This window comes from Simiduia litorea (genome assembly GCF_042853465.1).
In the GTDB taxonomy this organism is placed as follows: domain Bacteria; phylum Pseudomonadota; class Gammaproteobacteria; order Pseudomonadales; family Cellvibrionaceae; genus Simiduia; species Simiduia litorea.
The window spans coordinates 1036878-1053479 of sequence record NZ_AP031497.1; the positions used below are offsets into that span (position 1 = coordinate 1036878).

At 49.7% G+C, this 16602-nt stretch carries 11 protein-coding genes; 5 read left to right on the plus strand and 6 right to left on the minus strand.

The window, feature by feature from the left end; translation table 11 throughout:
• The first annotated feature begins 25 nt into the window (after positions 1-25).
• The gene (locus tag ACGHTT_RS04590) at positions 26-331 is read left to right on the plus strand and encodes an Mpo1-like protein (RefSeq protein WP_390593798.1); all 306 of its coding nucleotides are present in this window, start codon (positions 26-28) and stop codon (positions 329-331) included.
• 37 nt (positions 332-368) lie between these two features.
• Here ACGHTT_RS04590 and ACGHTT_RS04595 read toward each other — a convergent pair whose 3' ends face one another.
• Entirely contained in the window at positions 369-1127 is a 759-nt protein-coding gene (locus ACGHTT_RS04595) for a substrate-binding periplasmic protein (protein ID WP_390593799.1), read from the minus strand.
• Between the two features lie 308 nt (positions 1128-1435).
• Between ACGHTT_RS04595 and ACGHTT_RS04600 the strand changes: the two genes are divergently transcribed.
• From ACGHTT_RS04600 to ACGHTT_RS04610, 3 genes are read left to right on the plus strand one after another with little or no spacing between them, the layout of a single operon-like run.
• Positions 1436-1930 carry a GNAT family N-acetyltransferase gene (locus ACGHTT_RS04600; RefSeq protein ID WP_390593800.1) on the plus strand — a complete coding sequence of 165 codons (495 nt, stop codon included), beginning with the start codon at positions 1436-1438 and terminating at the stop codon, positions 1928-1930.
• A 45-nt stretch (positions 1931-1975) separates the two neighbouring features.
• Positions 1976-2629 carry a glutathione S-transferase family protein gene (locus ACGHTT_RS04605; RefSeq protein ID WP_390593801.1) on the plus strand — a complete coding sequence of 218 codons (654 nt, stop codon included), beginning with the start codon at positions 1976-1978 and terminating at the stop codon, positions 2627-2629.
• Between the two features lie 7 nt (positions 2630-2636).
• A complete protein-coding gene (locus ACGHTT_RS04610) occupies positions 2637-4475 on the plus strand; it encodes a M2 family metallopeptidase (RefSeq protein WP_390593802.1) in 1839 nt (612 codons plus the stop codon).
• A 236-nt stretch (positions 4476-4711) separates the two neighbouring features.
• Here the strand turns inward: ACGHTT_RS04610 and ACGHTT_RS04615 are convergent, their stop codons facing one another.
• On the minus strand, positions 4712-6478 hold the full coding sequence (locus ACGHTT_RS04615) for a peptide MFS transporter (protein WP_390593803.1): 1767 nt from the start codon (positions 6476-6478) through the stop codon (positions 4712-4714).
• Between the two features lie 945 nt (positions 6479-7423).
• Here ACGHTT_RS04615 and ACGHTT_RS04620 point away from each other — a divergent pair.
• A complete protein-coding gene (locus ACGHTT_RS04620) occupies positions 7424-8608 on the plus strand; it encodes a hypothetical protein (RefSeq protein WP_390593804.1) in 1185 nt (394 codons plus the stop codon).
• Here ACGHTT_RS04620 and ACGHTT_RS04625 read toward each other — a convergent pair.
• The 4 genes from ACGHTT_RS04625 to ACGHTT_RS04640 form a co-directional block, all read right to left on the minus strand.
• A complete protein-coding gene (locus ACGHTT_RS04625) occupies positions 8584-10047 on the minus strand; it encodes a tetratricopeptide repeat-containing sulfotransferase family protein (protein WP_390593805.1) in 1464 nt (487 codons plus the stop codon). The genes ACGHTT_RS04620 and ACGHTT_RS04625 overlap by 25 nt on opposite strands.
• Before the next feature lie 83 nt (positions 10048-10130).
• Positions 10131-12983: a TonB-dependent receptor plug domain-containing protein gene (locus tag ACGHTT_RS04630; RefSeq protein ID WP_390593807.1), complete on the minus strand. Its 2853-nt coding sequence runs from the start codon at positions 12981-12983 to the stop codon at positions 10131-10133.
• Between the two features lie 211 nt (positions 12984-13194).
• Positions 13195-16023 carry a TonB-dependent receptor plug domain-containing protein gene (locus ACGHTT_RS04635; protein WP_390593808.1) on the minus strand — a complete coding sequence of 943 codons (2829 nt, stop codon included), beginning with the start codon at positions 16021-16023 and terminating at the stop codon, positions 13195-13197.
• 111 nt (positions 16024-16134) lie between these two features.
• The gene (locus ACGHTT_RS04640; protein WP_390593810.1) at positions 16135-16590 is read right to left on the minus strand and encodes a hypothetical protein; all 456 of its coding nucleotides are present in this window, start codon (positions 16588-16590) and stop codon (positions 16135-16137) included.
• Positions 16591-16602 lie beyond the last annotated feature (12 nt).

Here is a 16602-nt window from a genome sequence, read left to right on the forward strand (position 1 = left end):
AATTGACAGTATAAGAGGAATAATAATGACTAAAAAATTTGACAGTTTCACCCAGTTCTATCCTTTTTACTTGGCTGAACATGCCAATGTTACCTGTCGGCGCCTACATTTTGTGGGCTCAAGCTTGGCGCTGATGTTGATTGCATGGGCTATTTATAGTGGTAGTTATTCGTGGCTACTCGTTGCTATCGTTCAGGGCTACGCTTGGGCTTGGGTTGGACATTTTTTCTTTGAGAAGAACAAGCCGGCTACTTTTCAATACCCTTTTTATAGTTTTTTAGGGGATTGGGTTATGTATAAAGATATGGCAACAGGGAAAATAGCGTTTTAGATTTTATCGTGCTCTTGCCCGGCCTGGCCGGGCTTTTTTATTGATTTTTTTTGTGTAGTTCGATCAGTTTTGTAAAAGTGCCATCGATTCTCATGGTTTCAATAATTCCTGCTATCTCTTCTTCCCTAGTAATTAGTTTTGATTTTTTTGACAAACCTATAACGTTAGAATCCTCTTCCCATGAAATAAAGAAATCTAGTAGTGCAATAGGTTTTTCTGGTGTTTCGTGTTTGTTTTTTTCGTGCTGTAGTATGTGTAATGCGACAGTCTCATTTAAGGCCAAGACATCTATCTGATTGGCTCTTAGTTTTCGGATGCCTGCTTCTGGGGTGGATGAAGATTCAATGTGTAAATCATTGCCGCTAAAAAACTTGGGATACAAAAACCCTTTAATCAAGCCGACTCTCAACGGTAGAATATCTTTTTCTTCTTTTAGGTTGCCTAACATCTGAGTTTGTACAATAAAACGAGATGGCTCTGGTGTCGAATACGGGAACATAGCCAAGTAGTTCAGTCTTTCAGGCGTTCGTAGCAAGCTAACGACAAAATCTACCAGCCCGGCTTCCGCCATGCGCATGCAGCGGATAAACGGGGTGTTGGGCGTGTACTTGAGCTTGAATTGCATCTCTTCGGCAATGATTTCTAAGGCATCTACCATCGCCCCAGCCGGTTTATCTCCGATAAAATAAGTAAATGGTGGGTAGTTGTCCATGCATAACCTAGCCTCTTGCTGTGCTTGAGCTGGGTAGTGCTGGAAAACGACGTAAAAAACCAGCAATGATAGTACGACTTTCATAGCGCATGCTCTGTTCTATAAGGCATATCGAAGGGAAAGGTTATGATGGTCGATACCTATTAAGTGTAAGTGCTTGTTGTTTGCGAATCGTCAACGTCGTCCCGTGCAAGGTGTGCAATTGTAACGATAACCTATAAATGTTGTTGCGCTGGATAGGCTAAATACCTTCTGCGTGTTATTAGATTAGCAAATAAATCCCGCTCCGTGGCTGAGCGAAGAAGATTGAGGGTGAGAGGCGCGATATCGTCTATTACTTACATCATCGCAAGACGAACGGGTAAACATAGATTAAGACTTATTATCTTGAAATGCTGACGCCTAAACCTGCTCTAAGCGTTCAGTTTGGCTGCGTCGATATCAAACTTGAAAAGTTGGTCCATGCCGATGCTATGATCAATCAACAGATGTATTTGGCAGTTGGTGGCGCATGGGGCTGGTGTGACAAAGCCCTCTGGTCACTAGAGCGCTGGCAGGCATATGTAGACGGCTTCGGCGATGCAGAGGTGTTGCCAGAAGCACCCTTAGAGCGCATAGAAACAACCATCTTATGGTGGCGAAACAAGCCTGCGGGCTATTTCGAGTTGAGCTTAGTCGGCACTGAGGTTGAAATACGTTATTTTGGGTTGTTGCCTCACGCAATAGGCCAAAAGTTGGGTGGCCCTTTACTTAGCGCAGCTATTGAGCAGGCTTGGCAAATGGGGGCTCAACGGCTTTGGGTCCATACCTGCGACTTAGATCACGCCGCCGCCCTACCCAATTATCAACGCTGCGGCTTTCAGCTTTACCAAACCATTGCGGAGTGATTGGTTTCACTTCAATAAAAATTACGTACAACAAGGGAGGCCGTAATGGCAGAGCTTACATTAGTCATCGGCAATAAAAACTACTCCAGCTGGTCGCTTAGGGCTTGGCTGTATCTGAAAATTAATGATATTAGTTTCGATGAGGTTCGGTTACCTCTGGATACCGTGCAATTTCAGCAGGAAATTTATACTTATTCGCCCTCTGGCAAGGTTCCGGCCTTAAGTCATGGCAAGGTGCGAGTGTGGGATAGTTTTGCCATTATTGCCTATATTTATCGCACCTTTCCCGACAGCGCAAATTGGCCAAAAGATCCGGTGGTGCAAGGCTTGGCTATTTCTGCGGTGATGGAAATGCACTCGGGCTTTATGGCGTTGCGCCAACACTACCCGATGAATTGTCGTAAAACACCTTTCAAGGCGCCGCTGCGTGGCAATGTTGAGCGCGATTTAAACCGACTCGAGTCATTGTGGACAATGTTACTTGATGCAAGCGGAGGCCCTTGGCTGGGTGGCGAGCTCGGTATTGTCGACGCTTACTTTGCCCCGGTCGCTATGCGTATCCATACCTACCAGTTACCCGTGAGTGAACCTCTGCAACGTTATGTCCAGCAGGTCTTGCAGTTGCCAGCGATGCAAGAGTGGATAGCAAGTGCTAAGCAAGAAACTGAAGTCGTAAATGCCGATGAATGGCAAGATTAAGGAAAAGATGATGATTAAAATAAATAAAAAAGCGTATTTGGCTGTATCGATTGCCGCGGCTGTGATGATTGGTTGTCAGTCGGACGACAAAGCTCAAGCGAAGGCATCGGCTGCACCAGTATATGACCAAGCCAGTGCCGACAAAATGCTCGCTCAGGCTGAAAAAGATCTAGCCAGCACGGCGGAATTTGCCTCCCATGCCAGTTGGTTGGCCTCAACCTATATCAATTCTGATAGCCAGTTTGTCGAAGCTAAAGCGTCGAAAGACTACACCTTAAATGTGGTGAAATATGCCAAGCAGGTGAAGCATTGGGATGGCGTAACACTATCTGCCGATACCCGTCGCAAGCTTGATGCACTGCGTTTAGGTTTGAGCTTCCCGTCTCCAGACGATGAAACCTTAGCTGGTGAGTTAGCGGATATCGGTTCGAAAATGCAGGGCATGTACGGGGAGGGTAAATATTGCCGTCCTTCGGGCGAGTGTTTTGATTTAATAGAGATGAGTAATATTTTGGCAGAGGGTAAAGACCCTGCCTTGATGAAAGAAGTTTGGGCCGGGTGGCGCAGTGTATCACCGCCAATGCGGCCTTTGTACGAGCGCCAAGTGGAAATTGCTAATGCCGGCGCGAAAGACTTAGGCTTCGAAAATTTATCAGTACTTTGGCGGTCAAATTACGATGCCGAGCCCGATGCATTCGCTGCCGATGTGGATGCGCAGTGGAATAAAGTAAAGCCTTTATATGATGCTCTGCACTGCCATGTGCGCGCACAGTTGAATCAGACCTATGGCGATGAGGTTGTGCCAGCAGCTGGAAAAATTCCGGCTCATATGCTGGGCAACATGTGGGCACAAACGTGGGGCAATGTGTACGAAAAGGTTAAGCCTGCTAATAGCGAAAAAAGTTACGATCTCACGCAGTTAATTGAACAGAGCGGAATGAATGAGCTGGGTATGGTGCGCACTGCCGAAGCTTTCTTTTCGTCCCTTGGTTTTGCCCCGTTGCCGGAAACCTTTTGGCAGCGTTCACAATTTACCAAGCCGCGCGACCGCGAAGTGGTTTGTCATGCCAGTGCGTGGAATTTAGACAGTAAAGATGATCTGCGCATTAAGATGTGTATCCAGAAAAACGGTGAAGACTTTCAAACCGTTCACCATGAATTGGGGCACAACTATTACCAACGCGCTTACAACCAGCAACCCTTCTTGTTTCAGGGGAGTGCTAACGATGGTTTTCATGAGGCGCTTGGCGACACAGTGGCTTTATCCATTACCCCGTCCTATTTGGTCAGCTTAGGGCTGTTAAAAAAGGAGCCGCCAGTTTCAGAAGATTTGGGTTATTTAATGCAAATGGCGTTGGATAAAATTGCCTTCCTACCCTTCGGTTTAATGGTGGACAAGTGGCGTTGGCAGGTATTTAACGGCGAAATTAAGCCTGCAGATTACAACAAAGGCTGGTGGCAGTTGCGAGAGCAGTATCAAGGCATCACAGCGCCGGTAGCGCGCTCTGAAAATGACTTTGATCCAGGTGCAAAGTACCACATTCCCGGTAATACCCCTTACACGCGTTACTTCTTAGCTTTTATTCAGCAATTTCAGTTTCATCGTGCGCTCTGTGAAACCGCTGGCTTCGAGGGGCCATTACATCGTTGCTCGATTTATAACAACAAAGCGGCGGGTGAGAAGCTGCAAGCGATGATGGCGATGGGTAGTAGCCAGCCTTGGCAAAAAGCGATGGAGGCTTTAACCGGCCAGCCTAACTTGGATGCCAGCGCTATTGTCGATTATTTCGCGCCATTGAAAGTTTGGTTGGACGAGCAGAATAAAGATCGGCAATGTGGCTGGTAGGAGCCGTTAACAGGAAAATAGATGACAGGAAAAGCCGTTGCAAGTGGCAAGGGGTATGATGGCTTTCGGTAAGCTGTTACACCGGCGCGCTTGCTTATGGCATCTGAACGAGTTTCGGTTGTTGCTTTAGCCTTTCCTGAAACTGTTGGCAATGTTTCCGGTTTCACCAGTGCAATAAAAAGCCCAGCAAATTTGCTGGGCTTTTTATTGTTCGGTTGTGAATAGCTACTGTTAGCTTAACGAACCCCGTGCATTCCCTTCTTCAAGATAGGGGAAATAACGATCATGAAAATACCGACGCCAATACCAATCCACATTAAAAATTCGTACAGACTGGTGTAGGTGACAAGTAAGCTCGCCGCGTCAGCAGTTTCAGCGCCCGAGGTATCGATTGCTGCCATCTTGCCAATACGCGTGGCGACAGTTTCCGAAAGTGCGGTTGCCAAAAACCAAGTGCCCATGGAAACGCCAACAACCTTGTTAATTGATAACTTGGTTACAGCTGATAAGCCGACTGGTGATAGACAGAGTTCGCCTGTGGTGTGCAGCAAATAGGCCAGTACCAACCAAATAATAGCGACTTTACCGGCTTCATCGGCAAACTGGGCACCGATCACCAGAGCGCCAAAACCTAAGCCTGCCTGTAGTATGCCCAAGCCGAATTTAACGGGGGTGGAGGGTTCCCAACCGCGTTTGGCAAGCCATACCCACAGGGCGGCAAAGGGGATGGCGAGTAGCATGATGAAGCCGGCGTTTAGAGAGCCAAACATTGATGCGCGCACTTCTGTGCCGCCAACCTCGCGATCGAGTACACGATCGGCGTATAACGTCATGCTGCCTGCAGATTGCTCGAACAGTGACCAGAACACGATGGTGGATACAATCATCACCATGAGTACCACCGTGCGGCCGTATTCGGCGCTATTGTGAGACTTAAAGCCATAGGTGATAAACGCAACCAGGGCTAACAGCATCAAGCCGAGCCAAGTATCATCGCCCAAGAACGCCCACATCAGACCTAGCACCATGGTTGCTATAGCAACGCCTATCGCCAGCCAGTCTTGGCCTTTCTCGGGCTGATGCAGCATGGAGTAGAGAATGATACCGACAATGGCGACGATCAACAGGCTGTTCTGTGCCACGTGCACCACAGGTTCATGTTGCACTAGCAACCAAACAACCGACAATGATAAGAGCCCGCCTAGGTAAATTGCCCATTCTTTATTTATCGGGCCGAGGAAGGTTTCTTTCAGTCTCGCAGGCTCAGCAGGTTCAGCGTGCCCCTGAAGAGTGTGTTGGAACTTCAAAAAGGTGATTAGGCCTAACAGCATGCCAATACCCGCGGCGCCAAAGCCGTAGCTCCAACCGTAGGTTTCACCTAGCCAACCACAGAGTAGGGTAGCGATAAATGAGCCGATGTTAATGCCCATGTAAAAGATGGTGAAACCGGAGTCCCGGCGTGGGTCATCTTGTGCATAGAGCTTGCCAACGATGGTGGAAATATTGGGCTTTAAGAAGCCAACACCCACGGTGATGAGCGCAAGTGCGAAGAAGAACACTTTTAAGGCGACAATGTCTTGGATAATGATGTCTTCGGCCAACACCGTCCCTGCAGCAATGACGGTACCGTCATTAAGGGTGATGGCCTCAGCGAGGGTTGTGCCCGCCGCATAAGACATGGCCTGAAAGCCCTCATAGGCCATGGTGGCGTGCCCTGCAGTCAGCAGCAATGCGCCGAATACAACCGCTTTACGCATACCTAAATAGCGGTCGGCTATGAGCCCGCCGATGAGAGGTAGGGCGTATACGAGGCCTGCGTAGGCGCCTAAGACGTCGTAGCCTGCCATGTCAGTGAACAAGTGATACTTTGTCAAATACAGCAGCAGAAGGTACTTCATGCCGTAAAAAGAGAAGCGCTCCCACAACTCAGTGGCAAAGCAAACGTAAAGGCCTTTCGGGTGCCCTAGGAATTCCCCAGGTGCTGAAACAGCGGCAGTGGTCATGCCAAATCCTCATTATGGTTATTTCACATCGTTATAAGGACGAGCGTGGCACTTAAGGCCTCAATGGTCATTGGCACTTGGTATGATTGCAGAATTCAGGAACCAGGAGATAGAGTTGGTTTTGGTGATGTTGGTGAAGCGCTGGCATTGACTGGAGCTTGTCGGGTGCTCCCGACCTCACTTTGAGGGAGCTCTTAATTCCTTTGAATAAGGAAAAAATGGCTTTCAGTTAGTAACATTCTTTGGTCATCGCTGTGGCGATGGGTTGATAGCTTATTTGGCTACCCGATTAGAATGCATCTGATAATGTGCGTTAAAGTGGTTCTGCGATAAATGAGGGCGATAACCTCAGGAGAATCAGGTGTTGAGGTTGGGCCATATACGCCTAAGCGTTAGCCACCGAGGTGCTCGTCTGAATAGCTCAGTGAACGCACCTTTTGATGACAGCCTATGGTGTTGTGACGGCCCAAATTTGGGCGGTTCTGGATAAGGATGCTGACATTATTTCGGTTAGTCGCCTCAAAAAGTGAGGTACCCATCGCAAACCTCATGGCTAGGAGGTCGCCAATGGGCCATAGTGACTTGTACGCTGACGCGCGCGACATGGCGACTCATTACAATATGCGAGAGATCGCAGTGTTATAGCCTAAGTAGGACCCGTATTAAGGGAGGCCTGTAAATCGATTAAGTTTGGTTGAAGACTAGGAGCAGGCGGGTGTTCCATACCAAAAAAGCGTTGCGCACGGCTCTACAGAAGCTCAGGCAATGACTCTCCTGAGCTGGTGAGGCAGTAAAAGGCAAAGGCGTATTCGAGCTTGACTAGAATGTTAATGCACCCGATATCGCGCAGAGTAGAGCATGGGAATTGGTGATATCAGGGGGTCATTCTTGGCGAGTTGATCGCCATGACCCTAAACTAAGGTCAGGCAGTTTTGGAGGTGGTGAATGAGGGTCGTTAATGGCTTTGTCGTGGTGCTCCTATTACACCTTGCGGTCACTGGTTGCGCCAGCTGGCAGCCTGAATACGGTGCGGGCGACCCAGAATTGTTAGCGTTGGCACGCTCCGGTAGTCTGGTAGGCGGGCAGGTTTCGGCGCAGGCACTTGCCGACCGCGATCCATTCGCGCTGACACCGGAAATGAAGGCATTCGCTAATCATTTTGCCCCTGCTGAGTATCACGACAAGTACAAGGTGACGGCGCTGGTACGAGCGCTTACCACCCAATACGGGCTCAACATGACCTATAGTGCCAATGAGACCCACTCGGCGGCAGAGGCGTTCAGACGTAGGGAAGCAAACTGCCTTTCCTTTACAATCTTGCTTTATGCGCTTGCTAATGAGGCTGGTCTCACCGTTGCTTTCAACGAGGTAGACGTTCCCCCCGTATGGGATGTGCAGGACACCAACAAGTTAATTTTTTATAAGCATGTTAACGCCATCGTCGATATCCTCTGGGCCGAAAGCAAGATAGTGGATATCAATATGAGCAATTACAATGAGCTTTATCCGCAGCGCCGTATCACTAAGGTTCATGCAGAAGCGCTTTACTATAATAACCGCGCCGTAGAAGCATTAAACGCAGGTCAACTGGCCGATGCACAGTACTATTTTCAGCGCACCTTGGACCTAAACAGTGATCTTGGTTTTGTATGGGGTAATCTTGCAACGTTGTATCGCAGGCTTGAGCGATTTGATATTGCTCAGGCGCTGTACCTGAAGGCAATGGATTCTGGTGGGTTTGATTCGGTTATCGCCAGCAATCTGGCACGCAACTTTCGCGCCTTGGGCAATACTGTCGAAGCGGACCTTTTGGAGGAAAGGGTTAAGCGGCATCGAGCCAGAAACCCTTACTATCACTATGCCATAGCGCACCTTAACTACTCTAAGGGGCGCAACGATCTGGCGATTCAGGAGATAGATAGGGCGATTGAGCTCTTTACCAAAGAACATCGTTTCCATTTATTGAGAGCACAGCTGATGGCTCAGGTGGGTGATCAGCGCGAGGTCATTGAGAGTTTACGTTTAGCGGAATCTCATGCCCCTAACGATGAGGATAAAGGTCGCTATGCCAATAAGCGCGATAAAGTGGCAGCGATTATGGCCTATCAGGCCGCCCATTCTACCGAATGACTTGTGAGGGACTTTCTTAGCGGGGCCAGAAAATCTGTATAGGGCTGCCAAGATCCAATACTGCGTGTTGAAATGGTCTCGTGTACCTGGTTCGCGCTAAACGTAAAAGTTGCACCAGCTGCGCGGTTGCTACTCAACCATCGATCTTTCCAGCTTAATCCGCAAAACTCAAAAATGCTTGAAAACGTCTGCCGGGGTTCACGTACCAAGCATTCATAATCGACTGTCAGATATTTATCTCCCGCCAGCGATCGCCAGCCCGACATAATTTCCACATAATGTGCGTAGGCCTGTCCAAGCAGATCCATATTGTAGGTGTGAGGTGCTGATTGGATGAACGGCTGCTGCAAAATCGAAAAGCAGGTATCCATTGGGTCGCGTTGTAAATGGATGACCTTGCAGCCTGGAAAGGTATTCAGCAAAGGGCCTATTAAATGGTAATTTCCTGGGGTTTTGTCGGTTATATATCCTTGCTCGCGCGCAATGGCCTTGACTCTGCGCATGTAATGGTTGCGCAGCTGAATGCGATGTTCATGAAGCGCCAACCCCTGTGGAAGCGGGTAACCAGTCGAATTCTGGTATTCAGTAGCCACACTGCCTCGGAAGTAGTTCAGTTCGCCACCTGCCGCTACATCAGGATGAGTGCTTAGCAGGCTCTCCACCAGACTGGTGCCAGATCGTGGCATGCCAACGATAAATATTATCTGTGGTTCGTTCCCAACAGGTTCCGGCGCCTCGTAGGCAAAGCCCGTTTGGAGGGTCATCGCTCTGCTGTGTTCTAGCTTGTAGCTTACTTCTATATCGGGCGGGCTGTGGCGAGCCTGCAAAGACAGCGCCTGAGCAAGCGTTGCTTCAAATGATTCTGCGTCATCCGCTGCTCGATGAATCTTGGCTAAGGCATACAGATAGCTCGCTTGTTGTCGATCTTTGGGATTGTTGGCGCTTACCCTTAGGGATTCGAAAAAATGTGAACCTTGGGCTATCCCATCGCATTGTGCTAAGCCCAGCAAGGCGGAGCCATTGTTTGGTGATGTTTCTAGTATTTTTCTAAACTGTTTTTTAGCGGCTGTTTTATCGCCTTGCGCTAGTCGCAGAGCGGCTAGCCGGATGCTAGGTTCTATTGTTTTAGGAAAGCATTTTTGTGCGTGTTCGAGTAGCTGTTGCGCTTTGTCTAGTCGTCTGAGTTCAGTGTAGGCCTGAGCGGCCTCTAAATAGAGGGCCACCGGCGTAGCGCGGCCCACCAGGGTGAATATCTTATGGTAGAACGGCAGGCTTTCAGCGGGTAGTTGTAGCAGGCTCAAGGCTTTGGCCGCAGCGGCCAGGGTTGCCGGGTTATCAGGTGAGAGAGCCAGCGACTGGGTGGCTGACGCCAGCGCCGCGTGGTAGTTGCCCTGCTGCAGGTATAAGTACGCTTGTGATTGTAGTTGCTCTGCATGCATAAAAAGTTGAACTAGCTGTAATGAAGGAAAGTGAGCATAAAAAAAGGCGGGCTAAAGCCCGCCTTTTTCTGAGCAAAGACGACTTAGAAAGTCGACTTGAAGCCCAAGGCGTAGCCGCGACCATAGGTGCCGTAAACGGCAGCGTTGGTATCCCAGCCAGTGGTGTTACCTGTGACACCGCTCAAAATGACCGGTGACTCTTCGTCGGTCAAGTTGTCAATGCTCAAGAACACCTTGGTGTTATCGAGTACATTGTATGACATGTAGATGTCATGGGTCACAAATGAACCTACGTCGAAGTTGAACAGTGCATTGTCTTGATTTGGCACTGCGTCACCGATGTAAGTGGTTTCCCACTGGAATGCGAACTTGTCCAGCGTGTAGGTGGCCGTTGCCAACCACTTGTGCTCAGACTGGCCCACATCGCCTACAGACTCATCGGCATCACCGAACTTCGTGAGGGTGTATTCATTCAAGAAGCCATATTTGACGTCTATGTCGAGACCACCAGCAGCGCTGTCAATTACGTCAGACAGTAGCATGCCCCACTGAAACTGCACGTCAACACCTGAAGTTTCCAGGCTACCTTCGTTGATGTAGCCCGAGTTAACTGCAGTGATCTCACCAGTCTGGAATGACGGACCGGCGGTGTCGCGCTCCACGAAATTACAGAAGTTGTTCGGGAAGTTGGTTTGGTTATAGCAGAAGTCAACAGAGGTTTGACGGCTAACGGTATCAATCAGGTCTTCAATTTCGATCTGATACCAGTCAACAGACAAGGTCATGCTGCCGATGTTGCCAAAGTCATGATCAAACACTGCACCGAAAGTAATACTATCGGCGGTTTCAGTGGTGAGGTTCTCATTGCCCTTACCGGTGAAGCCACCTGTGCCCTGAATTTCAGGCTGAGTCAGGGTGAATGAACCTTCGGACGCGATACGGGCTGCGATCGAAGGAACTGAGCGGCAGTTATCCGCGATGGTGCCGGCCGTTGTTGCTGTTACACCATTACAAGGATCGGCTACAGCAGCGAAGTTTTCACCACCAGGGGAGAACAATTCGCTGATGTTCGGCGCGCGAACTGCGCGGGCGAATTGACCACGAATGCGTAGCGAATCAACTGGTTGCCAAGCTGCGCGAGCCGTATAAGCCTCTGTGTTGCCGATAGTATCGTAATCAGACAAACGGAAGGCTACACCTACACTCAAAGACTTAGCAAAGGGTGCGTCGGTTAACAACGGAGCATCAAGTTCCATGTAAGCTTCGCGAACGCTGTAGCTGCCTTCAGTTGGCTCTTCCTTGTTACCACCATTTTGGCCAGAGCGGGTCAGTGCATCTGGGAAGTCAGCTGCGTACTCAGAGCGGTACTCTAAACCGGCAGCCATAGCTAAGGCACCAGCTGGTAGTTCAAACAGATCGCCGGTAATGTTTGCGCCGGCAATGGTCTGGCGGGTGCGCTGGTCGCGAATAGATGGTGCGGTTACATATTTGGCTGCACCAGGACTAATGGTGCCGTAGCCAAAGATGTTGATCGGCACACAGCCTTCTTCCACAGCCGCTGCATCCAGACACACAATGTTACCACTGCCGTCATCGCCGGCATTCAGCGCTTGGCGGAAATTGGAAATGTTTAGCTGACCAGTACCGCGCTGGCTGTCTTGCATCTGGGCTTGACCGTAGAAAGCGTCCCAGTTCCAGTTGTCGTTAATTTCACCACGCAGGCCGAATACGCCTCGGAAGGTTTGACGCTCGGCAAAGGAGCCGCGGTTGTCCAATTCGGTGGTCCGACGCACGTACTGAATTACATCATCACCATTGGCGATGGCGATATTACGTAGGTCCTGCGGCACAAACGGGTTGTCGATGGAGATACCATCAATAAACAGATCGCCGGCGGAGTGCGGGAAGGGTTCAATATCTGTCTGAGTTTCGGTGCGCGCGAAAGTCGTTTCCATGAACGCTTCCAGCTTGTCGTTGATCTCATAGCTGATATTGCTGGATATCAAGTAACGCTCAGTTGGTACTGAGTGACGACGGAACGCTTGGCGATTAAAGCCGTAGGTTGCAGCGTTCCAAGGTAATACTTGACCGTTATCCACAGTGTATTGGCTTGGTGTGCTGGGAGTAGAGAAGCGGCCCCATTCGGAGTATGAAGAGAAAAACGGGGTGCGCGAAGTCTGGCAATCGTTGATGTCGCCAGTGAACAAACATTCAGCGATATCGTCTTGCGCAGTATTCGGGCGATCTTTAGCCAGCACACCGCCTTCCTCTGACCAAGTCAAAGAAACAACTGCGTTACCTTTGTCATCGGCGAAATTGCTGCCCATCAATATGTTTAGGCGATCGGTCTTGTCGTCGCCATATTCCATGGTTTCGCCGTGAGACATGCTTACTTCAACGCCCTCAAAATCATCTTTCAAGGTAACGTTCACCACACCAGCAAGTGCGTCTGAACCGTAAATAGCAGAGGCGCCACCGGTAATGACTTCAACGCGCTCGATTAGCTCGGTTGGAATGGTGTTCCAATCCACGGCTGAAGTACCGGCTACGCCGGAAATGTAACGGCGTCCATTTACAAGGACTAGGGTACGGTCTTCACCTAAGTTACGCAGGTCTACGGTATTGATACCGCCGCCTGAGGTAAAGAAGTTGGAGTTAGTGGAAGACAGGCCGGACACGCCCGCTGCCGGCAGTGAGCGCAGGATGTCAGCGGTGTTTAGCTGACCGGTGAACTCAATAGCAGCAGAGTCTAGAGTGGTTACCGCTGTGGGTGCTTCTAGGTTTGCCCGCATAATGCGCGAACCTGTCACCATCACCTCTTCAATGGTATCTAATCCTGCCTCTTGAGCGCTGGCTGGTGCGGCTAAGAACATCGCTGCTCCCGCGCTCAGGGCTGCAAGTTTAATTGCTGTAGCTAGTTTTGTGCGTTTAACCATTATGGCTTCCTCATTTATGTATTCTTATATGGCTCCGATGCCCTTTGGTAGGCAAAGTTCCAACTACAATGACGAAGTTTATAACTAGAGCCTCAAGAGTTATTTGCACTTTTTATAGTATTTTTATTGGGTGTTGGTGGGCTTATATTTAGTTTGTAAATAAAAAAGGCCCCGTAAAGGGGCCTTCGAAAGCAAGTCAAGCTAGTAGATGTTAGAAGGTTAGTTGCACGCTGGTAAAGAGGCGGCGACCAATCACATCGTACATACCTGGCTCCGTGTTAGCGTTAAACGCGCTATGGAAGCGGGGTGCATCTTCATCTGTTACGTTGTTAATACCTAGAGTGAAGGAAATATTTTCCCATGTGTAGTTACCTACGAGGTCATGGTAAAGCATCGCTTCAGCGGTGGCATCATCGGTGATTGAGGCAGGGCGAAGTGCATCTTCGGTCTCGCCAATGTAGCGCATTTTCCAGCTGGCCGACCAGTTATTCCCCTCAATACCTGCGGTAAAGTTGTAGCGCCATTCTGGGAAAACAGCGAAGCCGTTGGCAGTACCAATCAAATCTCTGGTGCCTGCTAATGGATAGGCGCGCTCATATTTGTTTTGCCAAGTTGCGCTCCAGCCCAGCGTGTAGCCAGTGACAACAGAGCTTGAGATCTCTCCCATATAGAGTGCTTCGAAATCCCAGCCAGTGGTAGATAGCGTACCAAGGTTACCAAACTCCGCCGTTGCATCGGCCGGATAGGGCAAGCCATCATTATCAGCACTGTTTAAAAACGGCTCTGCATTACCTGCGTCATTCAAGAATAGATCGCAAGAGGCTGCCGATAGGTTCACCGAGTTCATACAGCTCTGCATCAAATCGTTGAAATCCTCAGATCCGATAACGTTTTCAATTTCAATATCCCAGTAATCCGCACTTAGCTGTAGGCCGGGTAAAAACTCTGGTGCGTAGGAAACGCCAAAGTTAATAGAAGTGGATTCTTCTGGTTTCAGCGGTTTGCTTGGTGCGCTTGTGGTGTAAGTAGACTGCCAAGCAAAGCCTAATTCGCCGGAGTCGTCAGTGACAATGCCCAGTGCTTGGCAGTTGTCATAGGCGACTTGGCTAATATCGCCTGATGCCAGCCGTCGATCAGCAAATTCGCAGATCGGTTCTACGATAGGGAAATCTGTGTTTTCGCCTTGGTTGAGTTCCGCAATATTGGGCGCACGGAAGCCGGTAGAGTATCCCGCACGGACTTTTAAGGCTTCTGTTGGGTTCCAGTCGCCACCAATTTTGTAGGTCGTTTTAGCGCCTGCAGAGGTGTCGTAGTCCGAGTAGCGGGTTGAAGCGCTAATGCTCAAGGTGTCTAAAACGGGTAAATAGGCTTCCGCGTACACTTCTTTAACGCCGTAGCTGCCGCTCAGCGGGTCACCTGCGCCACCTGTGGTTAGACCGCCGGCAACGAACTCATCTGGGCTGTAGTAGCCTTGTTCGTGACGGTTTTCAAAGCCGAGAGCCCAGCCAGCGCTGCCGCCGGACATTTCGAACAGGTCGCCGGAGAGGTTTACGGCAAACAAATCCATGCGGCCACTGTATTGATCTTTCAGTGAGCCAGTGGTCAGGAAGGCCATTTGGGCGTCGCTGATGCTGCCGTAATCTCCAAAGGGGTTCAATACGCCACCTGCGGCGGTGCAGCCTGGATCAGCAGCGCAAGCTACTGGGTCAACAGCAATCGCCCAGCGGTCAAAGCGACCGTAGTTTTTGGTCTCATCGGCGGTTTCGCTTTCGGCTACAGTGTAGGAAACATCCCAGTTTACCTTATCGTTGAAATCGCCCTTAAAGCCGGTAATTATTCGGTAGGTGCTGGATGATTGACGGAATAGACGCCCGCCAGACTCAACAAAGCGGCGATTTATCCTTACGTCTAGGTTGGAGAGGCCTTCGTCGTTGTTCGGGTTTACACCATAGGGGTTGAAGGGGTTGTTGGCGGGAACAAAGTCGTTCCATTGTACGCCGTTATTAGGGGTTTCGGTGTTTGGGCTTACCGCAAAAGAGGCATCGGGCGCTAAGCGCTGCTGCGAGGTTCTTTTGGTGTAAAGCGCTTCGGCATAGCCTTTCACATCGTCTGTAATTTCAATGGTGCCGTTGAAGCCAAATTGGTAGCGCTCGTTGGGTGTGATTAAAGCGTTTACCGGTGCATAGTTATAAACGTCGCTGCCGACGAATGTGCGACCTATGCCTGTATCTGCATCGAGAATGCGGTTGCCAGCGCCGGGTACGCGAATTTTGCGGCTATTTGACGAGCCTGAGCCAACTGCTTTAAAAGTGCCGTCTGATTGCAGAACGGGGTATAGCGCTTCAGTCGCCCATGGGCGCTCGGCTTGAAGCATTTCGTCTTGGTTAGTCCAACCGATGGAGAACACAGCATTGCCGCGATCACCAGCCACACCCGCTAGCATGGATAAGGATTGGTTTTCTGCTTGACCATCTGATACCCCGCGACCCCAGTCGCCGGTAACCTGGAAGCCTTCGAAATCGTCGTGGAGAATGATGTTTACCACACCGGCAAGGGCGTCTGAGCCGTATACGGTAGATGCTCCGTCTTTCAGCACTTCAACGCGCTTAATCATCGCTGAGGGTATGGTGTTTAAATCTACGGCGCCATCGCCGGAGCTATCACCGATTTGGCGACGGCCATTAACCAACACCAGCGTGCGGTTGAAGCCTAGGCCACGCATGTCAATCTTCTTTTGGCCTTGATCGCTGCCGTTGTTGGTGGACGTGCCCATTTGGTAGCCGGTAAAGGCTGGAACATCCTTCAGGAATTCATCAATACCGGTAACCCCGGCCTTTTGAAGCTCTGATGCATCAAATGTCGATATAGCGCTGGCGGAGCTAAATTCGTCTCGAGAAATACGAGACCCTGTAACGGTAACCTCTTCCAGTGCACTAATATTGTCTTGTGCTGATACTGTGTTGGCTGCTAGGCCCAAGGTGGTTGTGGCGCCAAGTACGATGAGTTTTATCGCCGTTGACAATTGTTTGCGATGTGCCATAAGAGTTCCTCATTAACATTATTATTTCAAGCCTCAAGTTTGAGGCGGACTTATCTCTACGTCATATTTGACGAGCACGTGCTGGGCAGCCTCAAGGTTATTTCTAAAATTCTACTTAACGCGCTTGACGCCTATTTTTTTGTTGTTTTCGACGACCGTCAGTTCCCATAAATTGAGGGCGTTTAATGCTAGCACCACTTGTGGGTTTTGTTTGTTGGTTCTCCACTTCCCCGGTAGCCTTTGTTTCCAAGTTTGGCCGTTCTCTAGCACGAATATCGTGTTTCCATTCCAGCCGGTGAACTTGCCCTTGATGGAGGTGTGGACACTCTCCGAAGCAACAGCGGTAACCTTTGTGTTATCTCTCAGTAGGTGCGCGTCGAGTGCAACAAATCGAGTTAACCAGCGGTTAAGTTCTGTGAGCTGCTGCTCTGACAATGTACTGACACCGGTTGAGCTAGCTTCTTCGCTACTCATATAGTCTTTTATGTTGAGCGGTAAGTCGTCCGAATTGCTGTTTGTGCTCAATGTTAAAGCCGTAAGGCAGGCGATAATTGGTAGGTAATTCATTTAAAAGTTCTC

Coding starts and splice junctions, on each gene's coding strand:
- ACGHTT_RS04610 (WP_390593802.1), top strand. CDS start 2,637: ATGATGATTAAAATAAATAAAAAAGCGTATTTGGCTGTATCGATTGCC.
- ACGHTT_RS04635 (WP_390593808.1), bottom strand. CDS start 16,023: ATGGCACATCGCAAACAATTGTCAACGGCGATAAAACTCATCGTACTT.
- ACGHTT_RS04625 (WP_390593805.1), bottom strand. CDS start 10,047: ATGCATGCAGAGCAACTACAATCACAAGCGTACTTATACCTGCAGCAG.
- ACGHTT_RS04590 (WP_390593798.1), top strand. CDS start 26: ATGACTAAAAAATTTGACAGTTTCACCCAGTTCTATCCTTTTTACTTG.
- ACGHTT_RS04615 (WP_390593803.1), bottom strand. CDS start 6,478: ATGACCACTGCCGCTGTTTCAGCACCTGGGGAATTCCTAGGGCACCCG.
- ACGHTT_RS04605 (WP_390593801.1), top strand. CDS start 1,976: ATGGCAGAGCTTACATTAGTCATCGGCAATAAAAACTACTCCAGCTGG.
- ACGHTT_RS04595 (WP_390593799.1), bottom strand. CDS start 1,127: ATGAAAGTCGTACTATCATTGCTGGTTTTTTACGTCGTTTTCCAGCAC.
- ACGHTT_RS04600 (WP_390593800.1), top strand. CDS start 1,436: ATGCTGACGCCTAAACCTGCTCTAAGCGTTCAGTTTGGCTGCGTCGAT.
- ACGHTT_RS04640 (WP_390593810.1), bottom strand. CDS start 16,590: ATGAATTACCTACCAATTATCGCCTGCCTTACGGCTTTAACATTGAGC.
- ACGHTT_RS04630 (WP_390593807.1), bottom strand. CDS start 12,983: ATGGTTAAACGCACAAAACTAGCTACAGCAATTAAACTTGCAGCCCTG.
- ACGHTT_RS04620 (WP_390593804.1), top strand. CDS start 7,424: ATGAGGGTCGTTAATGGCTTTGTCGTGGTGCTCCTATTACACCTTGCG.